Genomic DNA, 16,398 nt, shown 5'->3' with positions numbered 1-16,398 from the left:
AGAAAATTCCCCAAGCTCCCTCTCTGTCCAGCAATGCTCTAAAGTTGATAAATATCAATCTAACAAAAACTCAAAGCCCTATTGTACAAGCTTTACAAGCATTAGTTGTTGATAGTTTTGCATAACAGGTTCGGTAGAGCCTAAATGTTTAACGGTTTGAATTAGATAGCTTTCCACTTGGTTTCTTTGTTCTCTCCCCAAATCTTCTATCTCCGTTAAAAGATGTTCCCAATCTAAATTTTTCATCTCCCCGCGTCGAATTTGTTCGGTGGTTCGCTCAATCCACAAAACAAAGTCCTGATCATAAAGCTGTTTTAATTCTTCCAACTGCATAGATTTTTGAGATTGAGCCGCGCTTTTATTATCGATCATAAACAAAACCCCCCACCAATGGGCGGGGGGTTTTTTAGTCACCTAATTCAAGGTTTAGCCGAACTTGCCAGCAGTGGAAGCGATCAAGAAGGCGGCGTAGGTGAAGATATAGCCAACGGTGAAGTGAGCTAAACCAACCAAACGAGCCTGAACGATCGAGAGAGCCACGGGTTTGTCTTTCCAACGAACGAGGTTCGCGAGAGGAGTGCGTTCGTGGGCCCAAACGATAGTTTCGATCAACTCTTGCCAGTAACCACGCCAAGAGATCAGGAACATGAAACCGGTTGCCCAAACGAGGTGTCCAAAGAGGAACATCCAGGCCCAGACAGAAAGGTTATTAACACCGTAGGGGTTGTAACCGTTGATTAACTGAGCCGAGTTAGCCCAGAGGTAATCGCGGAACCAGCCCATCAGGTAGGTGGAGTTTTCGTTAAACTGAGCCACGTTACCCGACCAGACACCGAGGTGTTTCCAGTGCCAGTAGAAGGTTAACCAACCCAAGGTGTTCAACATCCAGAACATGGCTAGGTAGAAGGAATCCCAAGCAGAGATGTCGCAAGTACCGCCACGGCCGGGACCGTCGCAAGGGAAGGAATACCCGAAGTCTTTTTTATCGGGCATTAATTTGGAACCACGAGCGTCTAAAGCACCTTTAACCAGGATTAGAACGGTGGTGTGTAAACCAAGAGCGATCGCATGGTGAACGAGGAAGTCGCCAGGACCGATGGTTAAGAAGAGGGAGTTAGTGCCGCTATTGATCGCGTCTAGCCAACCGGGCAACCAAACATCACCGTAGTTAGGATAGGCGGTGTAAGCGATACTATCGGGGTTAGACAACAGTACGTTCATGCCGTACAGGGTTTTACCCGAAGCTGCTTGCACGAATTGAGCGAACACAGGTTCGATCAGGATTTGTTTTTCGGGAGTACCGAAAGCGACGACGACATCGTTATGAACGTAGAGGCCGAGGGTGTGGAAACCTAAGAAAAGGGAAACCCAGCTTAGGTGAGAGATGATCGCTTCTTTATGCTCCAGCATCCGCGCCAGGACGTTATCTTTGTTCGCTTCGGGATCGTAGTCACGCACGAAGAAGATAGCACCGTGGGCGAAAGCACCCACCGCTAGGAAACCAGCGATGTATTGGTGGTGAGTATAGAGAGCCGCTTGGGTAGTGTAGTCCTTAGCGATAAAGGCATAAGGGGGTAGCGCGTACATATGCTGCGCCACCAGAGAGGTGATCACGCCTAAAGAAGCCAGGGCCAAACCGAGTTGGAAGTGGAGAGAGTTGTTAACCGTGTCATAAAGATTTTTGTGACCGGCTCCTAACTTGCCACTGGGGGGTCTGTGGGCATTGAGGATGTCCTTAATGCTGTGACCGATGCCCCAGTTGGTGCGGTACATATGACCAGCCACAATGAAGATCACAGCGATCGCCAAGTGGTGGTGAGCCATATCGGTTAACCAGAGGGACTCGGTTTGGGGATGGAAACCACCTAAGAAGGTGAGAATCGCAGTTCCCGCGCCTTGGGCAGTACCGAAAATGTGGTTAGCAGTATCGGGGTTTTCCGCGTACACACCCCAGTTACCGGTGAAGAAGGGTAGTAAACCCGCCGGGTGGGGGGGAATGGAGAGGAAGTTGTCCCAACCAACGTGCTGACCGCGGGATTCGGGGATAGCAACGTGAACGAGGTGTCCGGTCCAAGCCAGAGAGCTAACACCGAACAGAGCGGCGAGGTGGTGGTTCAGGCGAGATTCAGCGTTTTTGAACCAAGCGAGGCTAGGACGGAACTTAGGTTGTAAGTGTAACCAGCCAGCAAAGAGGAAAATCGCCGAGAGAATCAGCAGGAACACCGCACCTTGGTATAGGTCTTGGTTGGAGGTCATACCGATGGTGTAGAACCAGTGGTAAACCCCGGAATAGGCGATGTTAACCGGATTAGAAGCACCAGCTTGGGTGAAGGCATCTACCGCGCCTTTACCGAACTGGGGATCCCAAATCGCGTGGGCGATGGGACGGATGTTTAAGGGATCTTTGATCCACTGCTCGAAGTTACCTTGCCAAGCGACGTGGAATATAGTACCAGAAGTCCACAGGAAAATGATTGCAATGTGGCCGAAGTGCGACGCGAAAATCTTTTGGTAGAGATTCTCTTCCGTCATGCCATCATGACTTTCAAAATCGTGGGCTGTGGCGATCCCGTACCAAATCCGACGGGTGGTCGGATCTTGGGCTAGATCTTGGCTAAATTTAGGGAATTTAGTTGCCATAGCTGTTTAGGAAATTCTCCTCTCTAAATAACTGAGGCTCTTACACGAGTGCTGGTTATTTCCTTTTTTAAATTCACCCACTGTAATAGGAAACGCTTACAGTGGTATCGGTCAATCGACGCTTGTTCAGCCTAGTCTTGCCAATCCCTGGGGGACTGGCAAGCCCTTATAGGCAAGTTTAGCCAATCGAGAGACTTCTGGCCAAGAAGAATGCCCAAGTGGTGACAATACCGCCTAAGAGGTAGTGAGCCACACCAACGGCACGACCTTGAATGATGCTCAGGGCGCGAGGTTGGATAGCGGGGGCAACTCTTAACTTGTTGTGCGCCCAGACGATCGACTCGATTAATTCTTGCCAGTAGCCGCGACCACTGAACAGGAACATCAAGCTAAACGCGAAGACGAAGTGACCGGCTAGGAACATGATTCCGTAGGCAGACAGAGCAGAGCCATAGGAATTAATGACTTGCGCCGCTTGCGCCCAGAGGAAATCGCGTAACCAACCGTTGATGGTGATGGCACTTTGAGCGAAGTTACCGAGGGTAACGTGGGTGACAGTGCCATCGGGGGCGACGGTTCCCCAGACATCGGACTGCATTTTCCAGCTAAAGTGGAAGATTACGACCGAGAGGGAGTTGTACATCCAGAACAGGCCGAGGAAAACGTGATCCCAACCCGAAACTTGGCAGGTACCGCCGCGACCAGGACCATCGCAGGGGAAACGGAAACCGAGATTCGCTTTATCGGGAATCAGACGGGAACCGCGAGCGTAGAGAACCCCTTTGAGGAGAATCAACACCGTTACATGGATGGTGAAGGCGTGGATGTGATGCACGAGGAAATCGGCAGTACCGAGAGTGATCGGCATCATGGCCACTTTGCCACCCACTGCTACTACGTCGCCACCGAAAGCATAACTAGCGGTAGTGAGAGCGTTAGGAGCGGTGTTGCCGGGGGCTAGGGTGTGGAGACTTTGTACCCATTGGGCAAAGATGGGTTGTAGTTGAATTCCCGTATCCGAGAACATATCTTGGGGACGACCAAAAGCCCGCATGGTGTCGTTGTGAATGTATAAACCGAAGCTATGGAAGCCGAGGAAAATACATACCCAGTTCAGGTGGGAGATAATTGCGTCGCGATGACGGATCATCCGATCGAGCAGGTTATCCACGTTTTTGGCTGGATCGTAGTCGCGCACCATAAAGATCGCTCCGTGCGCTCCCGCACCGACGATTAAGAAGCCACCGATCCAAGTGTGGTGAGTGAACAAGGATAGTTGGGTGGCGTAGTCCGTCGCCTGATAGGGATAGGGCGGCATGGCGTACATATGGTGGGCCACGATGATGGTTAGCGAACCTAAGAGAGCCAGGTTAATCGCTAACTGGGCGTGCCAAGAGGTGGTCAGGATTTCGTACAGTCCTTTGTGACCTTGACCGGTGAAGGGACCTTTGTGGTTTTCGAGGATTTCCTTCATGCTGTGACCGATACCCCAGTTGGTACGGTACATATGACCAGCAATGATGAACAATACAGCGATCGCCAAGTGATGGTGAGCGGTATCGGAAAGCCAGAGACCACCAGTCACGGGGTTCAAGCCACCTTTGAAGGTGAGGAAATCCGAGTAAGCACCCCAGTTAAGGGTAAAGAAGGGGGTCAAACCCTGGGCGAAACTGGGATATAAATCCGCCATCTTGCTCGGTTCGAGAATGAACTCGTGGGGCAAGGGGATGTCTTGGGGAGCTACTCCCGCATCGAGGAGTTTGTTCACCGGTAAAGAAACGTGAATCTGATGACCGGCCCAACCTAGGGAACCTAAGCCGAGTAAACCCGCCAAGTGGTGGTTCATCATCGATTCCACGTTTTGGAACCATTCCAGTTTCGGTGCGCTTTTGTGGTAATGGAACCAACCGGCAAACAGCATCAGGCCCGCCATAACTAAACCACCGATAGCGGTGCAGTATAGCTGATAGCTGTTGGTGAACCCGGAAGCCCGCCAGAGGTAGAACAGACCAGAGGTGATCTGAATCCCGTGGAAACCGCCGCCCACATCGCCGTTGAGGATGCCTTGACCGACGATCGGCCAGACCACTTGGGCGCTGGGTTTGATGGCGAGCGGGTTGGTTAACCAAGCTTCATAGTTAGAAAATTTCGCGCCGTGGAAGTACATTCCACTTAGCCAAACGAAGACAACGGCGAGATGTCCGAAGTGGGCGCTGAAGATTTTCCGAGAAATATCTTCTAGATCGCTGGTTTGACTATCAAAATCGTGGACGTTGGCGTGTAGGTTCCAAATCCAGGTAGTGGTTTTGGGTCCTTTGGCTAAAGTGCGATCAAAATGCCCCGGTTGACCCCACTTCTCAAAGGAAGTAGGTACTGGGTCTTTATCTACAATCACTTTAGCTACCGCCTCTTTGGGGGGGAGTGCCATGAGGATTCTCCTCTCTCGACAATAGACTTAGCGTTTTATTTGAGGATAGATTTTTTAACCTAAAAAAGGCAAGTTGAAATCTGACCCACCTTTTGTTAATGTCGCTTGACTTTCCTCTTGGGTGAGATTCCAGTCGAAAGCATCAATAGTAGATGATAAGTCTTTGTTCTCTCCTCTGTTCGTTGTGCTTAACAATAATTAAAATTCTCTCAATCCTTGATAGGAGAGACATTTTCTGCTATGGACGGTCTTAGTCAGGGTCAGACTGGTAATTTTTCTTTACAAAAGTTTATTAATCGTCGCCCCAGAAGCCGATTTCCCCTTTTTCTCCCTCACCAGACCATATAGAAAATTCAATAGATAGATTCTCAAAAAACAATCAAACAATTCTGTAAAATTGAGGCCATAACCTGATCTTCTCGCGCTTTTGCTGACACCAGAGCATTCAATGACTCTAGCAAAAATCAATGGTTTGTATAGATTTTGGCCTTGGCTCTAGGAGGAACGTGCTATCCCTACTACATAAATTAATCCCAGTCAAAACCCTTCATATATGTCTTGTGATCGGTTTACTGACCACCCTGTTAACCGCCTGTGGCGATCGCCTAACGGCTACCAATCTCCCCAGTTCCGAAACCCTTCATCTTCCCGTCGTCCAAGGCCGCATTTCTGAGGTTGCCCCCCCGGGCCTAATTCAGGAACTGCGCCCCAGTTTAGATCGTTACGCTCCCCAAGTAACGATTCTCAGTCCTCTGCCCGAACAAGTTTTCGATGACCCTCAGGTGACAGTTAAACTACAAGTGTCAGATCTGCCAATTTTCCAAGACGATACCCTGAAATTAGGATCCCACTTGAGTCTAATTGTCGATAATGAACCAGCAGCAGCCATTTACGACCTCAAGCAACCGATTATCCTGGAAAATCTTGCCCCCGGTACTCATACCCTCCGCGTCTTGGCCCTGCGGCCTTGGCAGGAAAGTTTTAAAAATGATGGGGCATTTGCTGAAACAACCTTTCATATTCTGACAAAAACAGGCAAAAATGCCCCTGATCATAACTTACCCCTATTAACCTACAGTCATCCGCAGGGAATCTACGGTGCAGAACCGATCCTGCTCGATTTTTATCTGAGTAATGCTCCTCTACGTCTGTCCAATACTGCCAACGGGGATAATAATCTTCAAGATTGGCGCATTCGTGTCACCGTCAACGGTGAAAGTTTTCTGCTTGATACTTGGGAACCGATTTATCTCAAGGGTTTTAACAAGGGCAATAACTGGGTACAACTAGAATTCATCGATGGTAAGGGAAATAAAATCGAAAACGAGTTTAATACCAGCGTGCGCGTGATTAGCTTTGATCCCTCTTACCGAGACGGCCTCAGTCAATTGGTCCGCGGCGATTTATCCCCTACAATTGCCCGTAGCATTGTTGATCCCAACTATAAAACCATTCCCAGTCTAGAGGAAGAAACCCCCGTTATTGAGCCAGAAAGCCCTATAGTTGAGGAAACCCCTGTTATTGAGCCAGAAACCCCTATAGTTGAGGAAGAAACCCCCGTTATTGAGCCAGAAACCCCTATAGTTGAGGAAGAAACCCCTATAGTTGAGGAAGAAACCCCTATAGTTGAGGAAACCCCTATAGTTGAGGAAACCCCTATAGTTGAGGAAACCCCTGTTATTGAGCCAGAAAGCCCCATAGTAGAAGAAAAACCAGTGGAGACAGAAACAATCGAAAAGGTCGAGGAAACCCCTGAAGCGATCGAATCTCCCCTAACCACCATACCGGAGACAAAGGAGATTAACGAACTGGCCACTGGCATTCAGCCTCCGGTAGAAGTGGAACCTATTCCCGAACCCCAGAACAATAGCGAGCAAAAAATCACCATTTTTGATCGCATTCAACAAACCTTAAACCGCTTCCAGTTGGCCTCTCCCCCAGTAGAAAAAGATATCGAACTACCCACCCTCGATCCTGAATTATTCACCAATGTCGAGCGGTCTTAAAGCCTAGCTTAATCCTGTTTTTAGGGGAAGTGGGGAGGTGGGGAATGGGGGAATGGGGGAATTTCAACTAACACCCTAAAACCCCCTAAAACCCCAACCTCCAACCGCTCGATCGAGAAATTATTAAACTAATATTTCACAATATAGATAAAATCGGGAACTAGGTTATAATCTAGAACGTCTATAGGTAATTTACCAATTTTTTGCTTGAGGTAATTGTGTTTAACAAAATTTCCCTTGTCGCTGGTTTTGCCGGTTTAGTTGCCCTGACTACCGTTGGCGCCGTACCCGTACAAGCAGGACCGCAAAATAACGAAATCTTGATCAGTCAACTGCGTGGCCATGACACCTACAGAGGTGAGCCGCAACTCAACCCCGGTGACTATGTACTAGGTCGCGTCCGGGGAACCGTGGGTGGCATTATGTCCATCCAATTGATCAGACTTGTAACAGTGGATGGCAAAGAAATTTTCAGTGGTGACTTTGCTGACGGAACCACCGCTCGTATTAGTGGGGATGCCACTGGTGGTGACGATGTACTATTGCAGGTGGTAGATGGCAAATTAGTTTATGTGGGTAAAGCTCATCCCTATTGGGTTTCCCGCTTGAAACTAACATCGGAAACCGCTATCAGCAGCAATCGCTCGCAACTTTTAAGAGAACTTAACCAAAAAGAATCCGCTTGGGGACTTCCCGCTTTACCCCCGGAAACCAGAACCTTTACTGAAGTTGCGCCTCAACCCGCTCCCGAGCCTAGTGTATCTCCTATCCGCGGACTTTGGTAGTGGCAAGACATCAGGAGAAAATCTCTTGTCTTAGAAGCTGAAAAATCTTCTCAAAATCTGATACAAAAATACTAAATACTCCCCCTTTTTCCGATCAAAGGGGGGTCTTTTTTAGTCAAAAATTGATAAATAATTGTATTTCAGCCCAGATTCTCGTCAAAACATCGGTAAGGGCATGATCACTATCTAATTCGATTAATTTTACCCAAGGGCGATTTATGCGATAATGGCGACTATTTTCTAGGGGAATCACCTCATCGGCACGACCATGAATAATTAGGGTGGGGAGCTGCCTGATTAACTTTTCTTGGGGATAATTGGCTAAATCCTCGATAAATTTGGAATAAATTGGCAGAGAACGACGATAACCGTGGTGATAAACCGATAAACTCCCAGATTTTTGCCAATTGGCTAGGTTTTCTGCTCCCAATTGTCCTAACCAAGTCGGCCCGAAATTAAAAGCGGGAGCTAATAAAACGAGCCTTTGCACCTGAGAATAAGTTTCTGCCAGCCAAGCTGCCGTTAAACCGCCAAAACTGGAACCAATCAGTGTAACGGGAAGATGAGATTGTTCAATCAATTGGCCGACTTGAACAATCTGACGCGTGAGAGTTAAGCTAGAAAAGTCATCACCGTTAAGATCGGGTATTTCCATTGCTAAACCCCTCTTTTGCCAACAATGCCTCAAAAATTGCGCTTTTGTTGATTGGGGGCCAGAAGCGAAACCGTGTAGATAAATATATCTGTTTTCAAGAACCGCCATTCTAGAACCAATTAGATTTCTTCATCTTGCTCTTTGGTAGCACTGGGAGAAGAATTATAAATGGCATCTAACTGCTGACGAGCATCTTCGACAGTGAGAGAACGAATCACTAACAGGGGTTCATTAATCGGTTGTCCAGTCTCGTCCAAAAGTTCCGGATGGGAAGTCATGGGATAACCGTAGGGATTATAGGAATTAGCCGATTTAGCAGGACGTTTCTGGGAATCCATGCTGACAGTAATCAGACTCCGAATTAAATTATTAATGGTCAAAAAAGCGATAACCGTGAAGGCGAGGATATAGAGCAGATGTAGCATTGACCAAGTCTCCCATGAATTATGTGTGAATATTCCTAAATTGCCAAAACTTTATGCTAAAAATTCGCTTAACTCTCTAGCTTACCAAAAAGTTTCAGGTTAAGCATCAGTTTGAGGAGATTGATATTCTCCCCAACCCTGTAATCGACGACGACTACTGACACCCCAACACTCTGCCACCAGCTGGTGCCAAGGTAACAACATCTTGGCCTCGATACCCACCTGACCACCTGTGGTTTTAAAGAGTAAATAAGCCGTGGCCACCTCCTGTTGAGCGTTTTTGACTCTTGCCAATAAATCGTTTTGTTCCTCGAGGCTGAGAAAGGATAATCTCTCGGATTCGAGGAGGAGACGGGAACGGGAAAACCAATGGGTGAAATCCTCTAGTAGAGGTTCCAGGATAGTTTTCAGGAGTTCGTTTTCGGTGGGTTGCGAAGGAAACATTATTCTTATAATGACGATTTTGCTTACCTTAATCTTAGCGTTATTTATATTTCTTAACATTGTGACGGGAAAATTTTAAGATTTGCCCCGGCTGTAGGCGGCACTAAAGAAGTCCTGTTCACAACTAAGGGCATAACGATAGGATAAAGAGATATTTTCCGTCATCAGGGCGTATTTATCGGCTAATTTCTCTAACTGGCTTGCTAAAGCGGCGAATTCATCCCCACTATAACTATCAATCCAAGCTTGATAGGAATTCTCAGAAATCGGCTCTAGGGCTAATTGTTGACCCAGATAAGCATAAAGACGCATACAGGGACTCATCGCCACGGCAATCGCACCGATGTCACCCATCCAAGCGGTAGCGAGAAGAAAATCCGTATAGCGACGGGTGGCATTAGCGGGCTGAACCTTTCTCAGGTCAACCCCCCACTGTAAAGCGTAATTTTCGTGTAATTCTAATTCCTTTAATACCCCTGCCGCTAACCGATGAAAGCTAGTAAATCCCTGCCAATCGGGAGCTTTAGCAGCGGCGATACTGTAAGCACGGGCGAAAGATTCCAGAAAAAAAGCATCCTGACCGACATAAAAAGCAAAACAGTCCCGTTTAAGCTCTCCTGTGGCGATACCTCGCACAAAAGGGTGTTCTAGACAAGCTTGCACTAGATCTTGATGGCTGTGCCAAAGTTGCTGACTAAGCATAGGAAAATACTAATTAGGTGGACAAGGTTGGTTAACTAGAGTTCGGCATCTCACAGGGTGATACTAAATCCGTTGAGCATAGGCTACTTATAAGGACAGGCAAAAGGCAAGAGGCAAAAGGCAAAAGGCAAAAGGGGGAATAAATAATCAGTTTTTAATAACCGGATTTAGTATGACAGAGAGCTTGAGTTGTCACAGTATCAATTCCTTAACCCAAACTGAGGTTAAACCTGTTACAGTAAATATAACTGACTAAATTGGAATTAAAAACTATGCGACTTAAGCGATGGGAGTCCCCCCGCCGTCAGGGACGTAACGACAAAGGCAAGGGCGGTTCAGCCCGACAGCGACAACTGAAAAAACAATTTAAAATGCTGTCGAAAAAACTGAAAGGGGGAGAGAGTAACATCTCTCCTCTTTTTTTGTCCCCAGCAATCGCCGCTGAAAAATCTTCCTCTGGGAAACTCTCAGTCTCCTGAAACAGTCCCAGACTTGAGCCACTTTCAGATTAGGAAAAAAAATGAAGCGTACACTTGCCGTCATGACGATGACAGTAGCTTTAACCCTCACCAGTAACCATTCTAGCCTTGCCGGAGCAATCTTTGATCGCATTCAAAAAACTGGGATAATTACTGCCGGCGCTCGTAAAGATGCTATTCCCTTTGGTTTTGTCAACTCCCAGGGCAAGTGGGTGGGTTACAGCCTTGATATGTTAGAGTTAATTCGCAAAGAAACCGAACGGAAGTTAGGAAAACCAATTAAATTAAAAATTGTTGAGGTTACTCCCCAAAATCGTTTTGAAAAGTTGAAAACAGGGGTTATCGATATCGAATGTGGCTCCACTACTTTTACTTGGAAAAGAGAAAATGAAGTGGATTTTTCCGTTAGTTACTTTGCCAGTGGCACTCAATTACTCACCCGCAAAGGTAGTAATCTTGATGACATCGGTAGCTTGGCAGGCAGACGCATTGGAGTGATTGCCAATACTACTAATGAAGCGGTGATTAAAACCCAACAACCCGCCGCTATTTTGGTCAAAGTTAAAAATCGTGGCGAGGGTTTACAAAAACTAGAAGCGGGAGAAATTGATGGTTTTGCCAGTGATGGCATTACCCTAGAAGGTTTAAGGAAAAGCGCTAAAAATCCTAATAATTTAGCCATAGTTCCCTCCTATCCCTACGCCTACGAATCCTATGCCTGTACTTTACCTGAAAATGATTCTAAATGGCGCGATACAGTGAATTATACACTATTAAAATTCATGGAAGGGATCGTTAGTGACCAACAACAAGCGGTGACAATTTATGAACGTTGGTTTGGTGAAGATGGTGTTGTTCCCTATTCCAGAGAGACTATTAATGATTATTTTCAAGGTATTGTCAACACCTACGAATGGATTCCTTTAACTGTATTTCCCTAAAATTAAGACCTTTTTAGGAACCGATTGAAAAAGGCAAGAGGAAAGTGGGAATTATGAATGGGGAAGTAGGAAGTGGGGAAGTGGGTTTTTAAAGTTGGATTTGATTAATAAAGGTAAAAAATAAACCCCCTCAACTGTTAGTTAGCAAAAATTAAGTAGGTAGGTGTTAAAAGTTGTCAGATCCCCCCACCTATCGGCACCCCCCTTATCAAGGGGGGCAGGGGGGATCAGAGGCAAAATCTATCTTCAATTTAATTATAACTACTTACTTAAATAAGAAGATTTTGAAGGCTTTAGTTATTGGTTTTCATCAATTTCTTGCGCTGTTTTTAATATGTCTAAATACAATATTTGATTAACACGGAAACCTGCTTTAAAAATCAAATCATCCATTAACGGCTGAATAGTAGGAATTAATCTTCTTCTTTTGGCAATTAATAAAATACCTAAAATTCCAATAGCATTCAATCCTAAACTAATTGCTTTCTTTCTGCCAGGGTTCTCGTCTATAATTACTCTATCAGCATTTGAAGAAATCGCTAAAGCTATCGTTTCTGATTCTCCTCGGTGTAATTCCTTCTGTAATTCTTCTAATAATAACCGATTCTCTAACTCTCGCTTTTCTATCCAAGATAGGGTTTGAACTTCAATAGTGCCAGGAACTGAATAACCTAATCCTGTCATTTCTTCATAAACAGCCACTGGAATAATAATTGTTCCATAGATATCATGGAGCAAGTTAAGATAGCCGATAGCAGCTAAACTGGTAATCGGAGAGGTGTTACTAACAACAATCACAGATCACCTAAGGTTTTTAAGGTTTGTAATTCTTGTTGCCAATCTACACTATCATAATTTACACAAATATTCCTCTTGGCGACTTCTTGACGAAATTCAATTAAAGATAAGTTGGCAAAATCAGCCGCTTTTGCGCTACTGATATGATAGTCTCTAAACATAATGATTGCCAGTTCTAGTTGCAACAGTTGCTCGTTTTTTCCTGTTGCTTGTATAATTTCGTTGGGAATCACAATAGTCATTAAAATTTACGATATTTGTATGAACCGCCCCCATTGTATCACAAAAAAATACTTGTGATCGATTAATTAATAAAATCTAATGAATAGAAACATGGACAAAAAATACCCCCTCAACTGACTGAATGAAGGGGCATTTATCGTATTTTGTAAGCAATTTAGCCTACTTTTGTGGTTTAGTTTTTGTCGGATTTAGAGGATTTTAGTTTGCGTTTCAGGGTTGAACCTGCGCCTAATGCATCAAAGGAGCCAATAGCTAAAAGTCCAGCGGTTGAGGAGGGTTCAGGAACAATTTGTATAGCCCCTTTGCAGCTACCGGGGCAACCGCCATAGTCATAGCCTGGCCCCGGCCGCTTGAAGGTGCTACCAAAATCCGGCCGGGTGAATACTTGATAATCTTCATTTACAGTACCCCCTACATGGAAAGCTAGACCTCCAAAAGAAAAGTTACCAGCTTTATACCCTGCTGGAAGCACTCCCGGAGCAAAGCCACCATTGGGATTGTAAAGGTTATCCGTCTTCGAGTGGGGAATCTCGTCTCCCGCCGCGGCAATATTGGTATATTCGGGAAGTATTGCAGTAATAGGGTTAGTGATGCCGCCTTCAGTCTCTGTTCCCGTCACGCCAAGGATTTTGTAGCCTGTAAAGGTATAAGCTGGAGAAGTTAAACCACTGGTTGGATCAGTCTAAGAAGGGGCGTTTTTTGTTGTAAGCGTGTCCTCCGTAGTCAGATTCAGTTTAAATAAATCACCGTCCGAAGTTAAAAAGTCGAACTTGAAGCTAAGTTGAGCAGCCTGAGCAGGACTTGTAGATAGTCCGATTAGTGCAGTGGTTACAGCCGCTCCAAGAATCGCGGCTGAGATGCTGTTTTTCATTTTTTTTCTTCTCAATAGTGCGGTTATCCCCTCCCAGCTAGGTCAGGCAACAGCCCAACCCAACGCCAAAGGCGGATGGCAACAGCCTACAGAATACCTATTTTCTAGGGAATCTATCTTGAGAATGATTTGAAATATGCTAACTTGGAAAATTATCACGATCGCATCTAGTCAGTACCATGAGTGAAATTAGCATCGGGGGAAAAGTCCGTCTGATTGCCATTCCCCCTTACCTGAAAACCGCCGATCCCATGCCTATGTTACGGCCGCCGGATCTGCTCAATATTGACGATATAGGCACGGTGATTGATCGCCGGCCGGGGGGTTATTGGGGTGTAAAATTCGATCGAGGCTCATTTCTGCTCGATAGCAAATATTTAGAAGCCATTTAAACCCGTTAAGTGCATCGCAGTCAAGACAACTTTTAACCAAGGTAAAACTATCGGTCATTGGCTGCCAGGAACTGCCTGCTTGGATAATTAAATCTCTGAAACAAAAAATTATACCCAGTAAATCAGTCTAGTTATATCCAAGTGATCGGTAATCCAGAACAATAACCTAAATTTATGGAACTATGCTCTGTTTCCCAATCTAACACCTGTTCCACACGCTGATAAATTGCCGCAGCTTCCTCACTAGAATTGCCGATACAAGTTAAGCCTAATTTACCAAATTCTGACAGCGCACCCATGAGATGAAAAACTGTTCCTGTTTTACTGCTACTATCAAAATGCAAGTGATGTTTAGCAATAATATCCATTAAATCATCGGGAAGTAAACCTTTGTATTGGGGTTTGTGGAGATTATCGGAGGCAATATAGTATTTTTCCTGGTGAGGTTGACTGAAAAATAATCCGGTTTCTCGATCGTATTTACCATTAGTTAAAAGCTTTAAAGTCATAAAAGGATGGGTGGTTCCTCCTTTTCGCAGATTAATTTCGATCGCCTGTAAATCCCAGACTAAAGTTTCTGGATTTTTCACGGCGACGAAATCAACTCCATAGCGTTCAATTGCCCCCTTGGCTGCCAGAATTTCCCCTATTTTTAGGCCTAATTCCTGTAATTGTAGGCGATAATTTTCATCGGCAGGAAAATGACAACCTAGATAAATTTGACCATCGGGACCGCCTAAAATTTGATCGTGAGTGGAAATAATATTCACTTCTCCCGTGGGTGTAATATAACCTTGCACACTCGGCGATCGCTTTTCTTCTCCTTCAATAAAAGCTTCGACAATTGCCCCTAATTCAGCAATTCTGCCAGAAAAACTGTCCCAATTTTCATCCCTTGCTTGAAAACTCATTTTCTCTAATTGTTTGGCCAAGAGATTCATTTTCTCGCTTAAATCTAGGCTGTTACTATCAACAATTCCCCCTAAAGGACGTAAATCTAAAACCGCATTTCCTTCTCCCGATAACCCCTCATTTAACTTCACTACCATGCGTTTTAATTGCGGTTGACGAGACCACAAACTAGCGGCTTCGTATAACAAATCCTTGACCGTATTTACCTGTAAACTACCGTCAGGATGGGGAATATTGCCTTGACCAAAAATCTCGCGACTGCCACTTTTAGAACCCCAATACAATAAGTCTGGACTACAGGCAAATAAAGGAATATCTAATTGTAAAGACAATTCTCGCTCTAAATTAGTAGAATTAAAACAAACCATGTAGGCACGATCTCGACGCAACGCTTGCCGGATTCTTGCTACTAAGCGCGGTCTGTCCAGAATTTTTTGGGTTAAAGGTTGAAAAGAGTTATCATGAGTTGTCAGTAATAAAAGACGGTTATTAGCATGGGAAAAAGGAATCCCAGGCAACAATTGCAGGTAATAATCAATCACCATCCGCGAAAGTGGCTGCGCTGTTACATAGATTAAACGAGTTTTCGGATGTCGCAACCGAATCAGAGAAAATAATAATCTTTCTTCGTAATGTAAAAAACCCGCCACTTTTTGACCGACTCTCTGATCGATACTAAAAGAAGGGACAACTAGGATATCATAATCGCATTCATCGGATTCGGGAACGTTTTCTCCCTGCCAAATCTCTTTTAATTTTTCTTGTAATTCTTGATACCGCAGACGCTTTCCTAGCATCAAATCTTTATCTAACAGCATGGTTTGTCCCACCTCTGTGGTTGCAGACACCTGTATCTTATCGATTTTTAGAGCCTGTCGTCTCCAGTGCCTTTCTTTTCTTAATATTCCCCCAGTCCCTCCGATCGTTGCCCTTAAAAAGGGATACAGTGGACTCTGTATCCCCTTTAATCACCTGAGATTGGCTTTAACCTAGCGGGTGGAATAAGAGATCGGGATAAAAGCGATTAAATTCGATTAAAATCCCGGCGGTGAAAGTCAGCAGCGCCATAATTAACACGGGTGCGGACGAGAGAAATTTAGTAAGTCCTTCCATCTGAGTTCTCCTAGGGAATAAAAAGTCAAGGGTTTGACACAAAAATTAACGAGGGGAAACAGTAATTTCCGAATCCTTAACGGTTAATTTACCGGAAGTGGCTTCTTGTAAAGCCGCCAACGGCCAGAGGAACCCCGTTAACATTTTGCTCAAAGCGAGGGGAACATCGATGATGATTTCCTTCATTTCGGCATCTTTGCTGTCGCGCACGGCGATTAAATAGGCCCGACCAACCCAACCGATCCAACCGGTAATGTACAGGAATAGGATGCTAGGGATAAAGAAATCGCCCATGTGATCCCAACGACCATCAACAATTAGGTGCGGATAGCCTTCGGGTCCACAGAGAGCTTGGGAGTAGGTTTGAGCGCGTTTGGCTCCCGATTCGGGGTCAGGAGTGGTGTTGCGGAAACTCTTCGCTTTTTGTAGGAAAGCGGGATTTTCGCTACAAGGGGTCAGATTGGACAAATCAGCCGACGCTGGAGCGGCAAAGGTGAACCAGAGAGATAGCACCAGGGCCAGAGCGAACAATTTTCGCATAAATTGTTTCCTTTTGTTACGAAA

The 16,398-nt window shown here is 45.4% G+C and carries 17 protein-coding genes and 1 pseudogene; 5 read left to right on the top strand and 13 right to left on the bottom strand.

Going from position 1 to position 16,398, the window contains the following annotated elements; all coding sequences use genetic code 11:
• Positions 1-141: 141 nt before the first annotated feature.
• The 3 genes and pseudogenes from IM462_RS14025 to psaA all read right to left on the bottom strand — a co-directional run.
• Positions 142-372: pseudogene (locus IM462_RS14025) on the bottom strand (DUF29 family protein); the annotation flags it as partial.
• Positions 373-426: 54 nt separating this feature from the next.
• The gene (gene psaB, locus IM462_RS14020; protein WP_287704029.1) at positions 427-2,640 is read right to left on the bottom strand and encodes a photosystem I core protein PsaB; all 2,214 of its coding nucleotides are present in this window, start codon (positions 2,638-2,640) and stop codon (positions 427-429) included.
• A gap of 178 nt (positions 2,641-2,818) precedes the next feature.
• Positions 2,819-5,068: a photosystem I core protein PsaA gene (gene psaA, locus IM462_RS14015; protein ID WP_371730748.1), complete on the bottom strand. Its 2,250-nt coding sequence runs from the start codon at positions 5,066-5,068 to the stop codon at positions 2,819-2,821.
• Between the two features lie 467 nt (positions 5,069-5,535).
• On the opposite strand from psaA, the gene IM462_RS14010 reads away from it, so the two are divergent.
• Together IM462_RS14010 and IM462_RS14005 are read left to right on the top strand one after the other, a co-directional pair.
• Positions 5,536-7,074 carry a hypothetical protein gene (locus IM462_RS14010; RefSeq protein WP_287704028.1) on the top strand — a complete coding sequence of 513 codons (1,539 nt, stop codon included), beginning with the start codon at positions 5,536-5,538 and terminating at the stop codon, positions 7,072-7,074.
• A gap of 218 nt (positions 7,075-7,292) precedes the next feature.
• Positions 7,293-7,859, top strand: a complete 567-nt coding sequence (locus tag IM462_RS14005; protein ID WP_287704026.1) for a hypothetical protein — start codon at positions 7,293-7,295, stop codon at positions 7,857-7,859.
• Positions 7,860-7,974: 115 nt separating this feature from the next.
• On the opposite strand, the gene IM462_RS14000 is transcribed toward IM462_RS14005, so the two are convergent.
• The 4 genes from IM462_RS14000 to IM462_RS13985 form a co-directional block, all read right to left on the bottom strand.
• A complete protein-coding gene (locus IM462_RS14000) occupies positions 7,975-8,622 on the bottom strand; it encodes a YqiA/YcfP family alpha/beta fold hydrolase (protein WP_287704024.1) in 648 nt (215 codons plus the stop codon).
• An 11-nt stretch (positions 8,623-8,633) separates the two neighbouring features.
• Positions 8,634-8,939, bottom strand: a complete 306-nt coding sequence (locus IM462_RS13995) for a DUF2973 domain-containing protein (RefSeq protein WP_046661666.1) — start codon at positions 8,937-8,939, stop codon at positions 8,634-8,636.
• 99 nt (positions 8,940-9,038) lie between these two features.
• A complete protein-coding gene (locus IM462_RS13990) occupies positions 9,039-9,443 on the bottom strand; it encodes a DUF2605 domain-containing protein (RefSeq protein WP_080949723.1) in 405 nt (134 codons plus the stop codon).
• A gap of 15 nt (positions 9,444-9,458) precedes the next feature.
• On the bottom strand, positions 9,459-10,085 hold the full coding sequence (locus IM462_RS13985; protein ID WP_287704021.1) for a TenA family protein: 627 nt from the start codon (positions 10,083-10,085) through the stop codon (positions 9,459-9,461).
• A 272-nt stretch (positions 10,086-10,357) separates the two neighbouring features.
• Here IM462_RS13985 and IM462_RS13980 point away from each other — a divergent pair, with 272 nt between their 5' ends.
• Together IM462_RS13980 and IM462_RS13975 are read left to right on the top strand one after the other, a co-directional pair.
• Entirely contained in the window at positions 10,358-10,564 is a 207-nt protein-coding gene (locus tag IM462_RS13980) for a hypothetical protein (RefSeq protein WP_002799562.1), read from the top strand.
• Positions 10,565-10,605: 41 nt separating this feature from the next.
• Positions 10,606-11,505 carry an amino acid ABC transporter substrate-binding protein gene (locus IM462_RS13975; RefSeq protein WP_287704019.1) on the top strand — a complete coding sequence of 300 codons (900 nt, stop codon included), beginning with the start codon at positions 10,606-10,608 and terminating at the stop codon, positions 11,503-11,505.
• 297 nt (positions 11,506-11,802) lie between these two features.
• Here IM462_RS13975 and IM462_RS13970 read toward each other — a convergent pair whose 3' ends face one another.
• From IM462_RS13970 to IM462_RS21265, 3 genes are all read right to left on the bottom strand, one after another.
• Positions 11,803-12,303 carry a PIN domain-containing protein gene (locus IM462_RS13970; protein WP_287704017.1) on the bottom strand — a complete coding sequence of 167 codons (501 nt, stop codon included), beginning with the start codon at positions 12,301-12,303 and terminating at the stop codon, positions 11,803-11,805.
• Positions 12,300-12,545: a UPF0175 family protein gene (locus tag IM462_RS13965; RefSeq protein WP_002770804.1), complete on the bottom strand. Its 246-nt coding sequence runs from the start codon at positions 12,543-12,545 to the stop codon at positions 12,300-12,302. The genes IM462_RS13970 and IM462_RS13965 overlap by 4 nt, the downstream gene beginning before the upstream one ends.
• Before the next feature lie 173 nt (positions 12,546-12,718).
• Positions 12,719-13,165 carry a PEP-CTERM sorting domain-containing protein gene (locus IM462_RS21265; protein WP_502845525.1) on the bottom strand — a complete coding sequence of 149 codons (447 nt, stop codon included), beginning with the start codon at positions 13,163-13,165 and terminating at the stop codon, positions 12,719-12,721.
• 431 nt (positions 13,166-13,596) lie between these two features.
• On the opposite strand from IM462_RS21265, the gene sipA reads away from it, so the two are divergent.
• Positions 13,597-13,809, top strand: a complete 213-nt coding sequence (gene sipA, locus IM462_RS13955) for a regulatory protein SipA (protein WP_287704016.1) — start codon at positions 13,597-13,599, stop codon at positions 13,807-13,809.
• 131 nt (positions 13,810-13,940) lie between these two features.
• Here sipA and IM462_RS13950 read toward each other — a convergent pair whose 3' ends face one another.
• From IM462_RS13950 to IM462_RS13940, 3 genes are all read right to left on the bottom strand, one after another.
• Complete coding sequence (locus IM462_RS13950; RefSeq protein WP_287704033.1) at positions 13,941-15,539, bottom strand: peptide ligase PGM1-related protein; 1,599 nt, start codon at positions 15,537-15,539, stop codon at positions 13,941-13,943.
• Positions 15,540-15,705: 166 nt separating this feature from the next.
• Positions 15,706-15,834 carry a photosystem I reaction center subunit IX gene (gene psaJ / locus IM462_RS13945; protein WP_002738148.1) on the bottom strand — a complete coding sequence of 43 codons (129 nt, stop codon included), beginning with the start codon at positions 15,832-15,834 and terminating at the stop codon, positions 15,706-15,708.
• Positions 15,835-15,879: 45 nt separating this feature from the next.
• Positions 15,880-16,374: a photosystem I reaction center subunit III gene (locus tag IM462_RS13940; RefSeq protein WP_002748906.1), complete on the bottom strand. Its 495-nt coding sequence runs from the start codon at positions 16,372-16,374 to the stop codon at positions 15,880-15,882.
• Positions 16,375-16,398: the final 24 nt, after the last annotated feature.

The organism is Microcystis sp. M144S2 (assembly GCF_020246065.1).
GTDB classification, from domain to species: domain Bacteria; phylum Cyanobacteriota; class Cyanobacteriia; order Cyanobacteriales; family Microcystaceae; genus Microcystis; species Microcystis ichthyoblabe_A.
This window is presented reverse-complemented; position numbering and strand designations above follow the sequence as displayed.

What these genes read in the sequence shown, in the direction of transcription:
- IM462_RS13990 (WP_080949723.1), bottom strand. Translation starts at nt 9,443, where the DNA reads ATGTTAAGAAATATAAATAACGCTAAGATTAAGGTAAGCAAAATCGTC.
- IM462_RS13975 (WP_287704019.1), top strand. Translation starts at nt 10,606, where the DNA reads ATGAAGCGTACACTTGCCGTCATGACGATGACAGTAGCTTTAACCCTC.
- IM462_RS13980 (WP_002799562.1), top strand. Translation starts at nt 10,358, where the DNA reads ATGCGACTTAAGCGATGGGAGTCCCCCCGCCGTCAGGGACGTAACGAC.
- IM462_RS13950 (WP_287704033.1), bottom strand. Translation starts at nt 15,539, where the DNA reads ATGCTGTTAGATAAAGATTTGATGCTAGGAAAGCGTCTGCGGTATCAA.
- IM462_RS14010 (WP_287704028.1), top strand. Translation starts at nt 5,536, where the DNA reads ATGGTTTGTATAGATTTTGGCCTTGGCTCTAGGAGGAACGTGCTATCC.
- IM462_RS13965 (WP_002770804.1), bottom strand. Translation starts at nt 12,545, where the DNA reads ATGACTATTGTGATTCCCAACGAAATTATACAAGCAACAGGAAAAAAC.
- psaJ (WP_002738148.1), bottom strand. Translation starts at nt 15,834, where the DNA reads ATGGAAGGACTTACTAAATTTCTCTCGTCCGCACCCGTGTTAATTATG.
- IM462_RS13940 (WP_002748906.1), bottom strand. Translation starts at nt 16,374, where the DNA reads ATGCGAAAATTGTTCGCTCTGGCCCTGGTGCTATCTCTCTGGTTCACC.
- IM462_RS14000 (WP_287704024.1), bottom strand. Translation starts at nt 8,622, where the DNA reads ATGGCGGTTCTTGAAAACAGATATATTTATCTACACGGTTTCGCTTCT.
- IM462_RS13985 (WP_287704021.1), bottom strand. Translation starts at nt 10,085, where the DNA reads ATGCTTAGTCAGCAACTTTGGCACAGCCATCAAGATCTAGTGCAAGCT.
- IM462_RS13995 (WP_046661666.1), bottom strand. Translation starts at nt 8,939, where the DNA reads ATGCTACATCTGCTCTATATCCTCGCCTTCACGGTTATCGCTTTTTTG.
- psaA (WP_371730748.1), bottom strand. Translation starts at nt 5,068, where the DNA reads ATGGCACTCCCCCCCAAAGAGGCGGTAGCTAAAGTGATTGTAGATAAA.
- psaB (WP_287704029.1), bottom strand. Translation starts at nt 2,640, where the DNA reads ATGGCAACTAAATTCCCTAAATTTAGCCAAGATCTAGCCCAAGATCCG.
- sipA (WP_287704016.1), top strand. Translation starts at nt 13,597, where the DNA reads ATGAGTGAAATTAGCATCGGGGGAAAAGTCCGTCTGATTGCCATTCCC.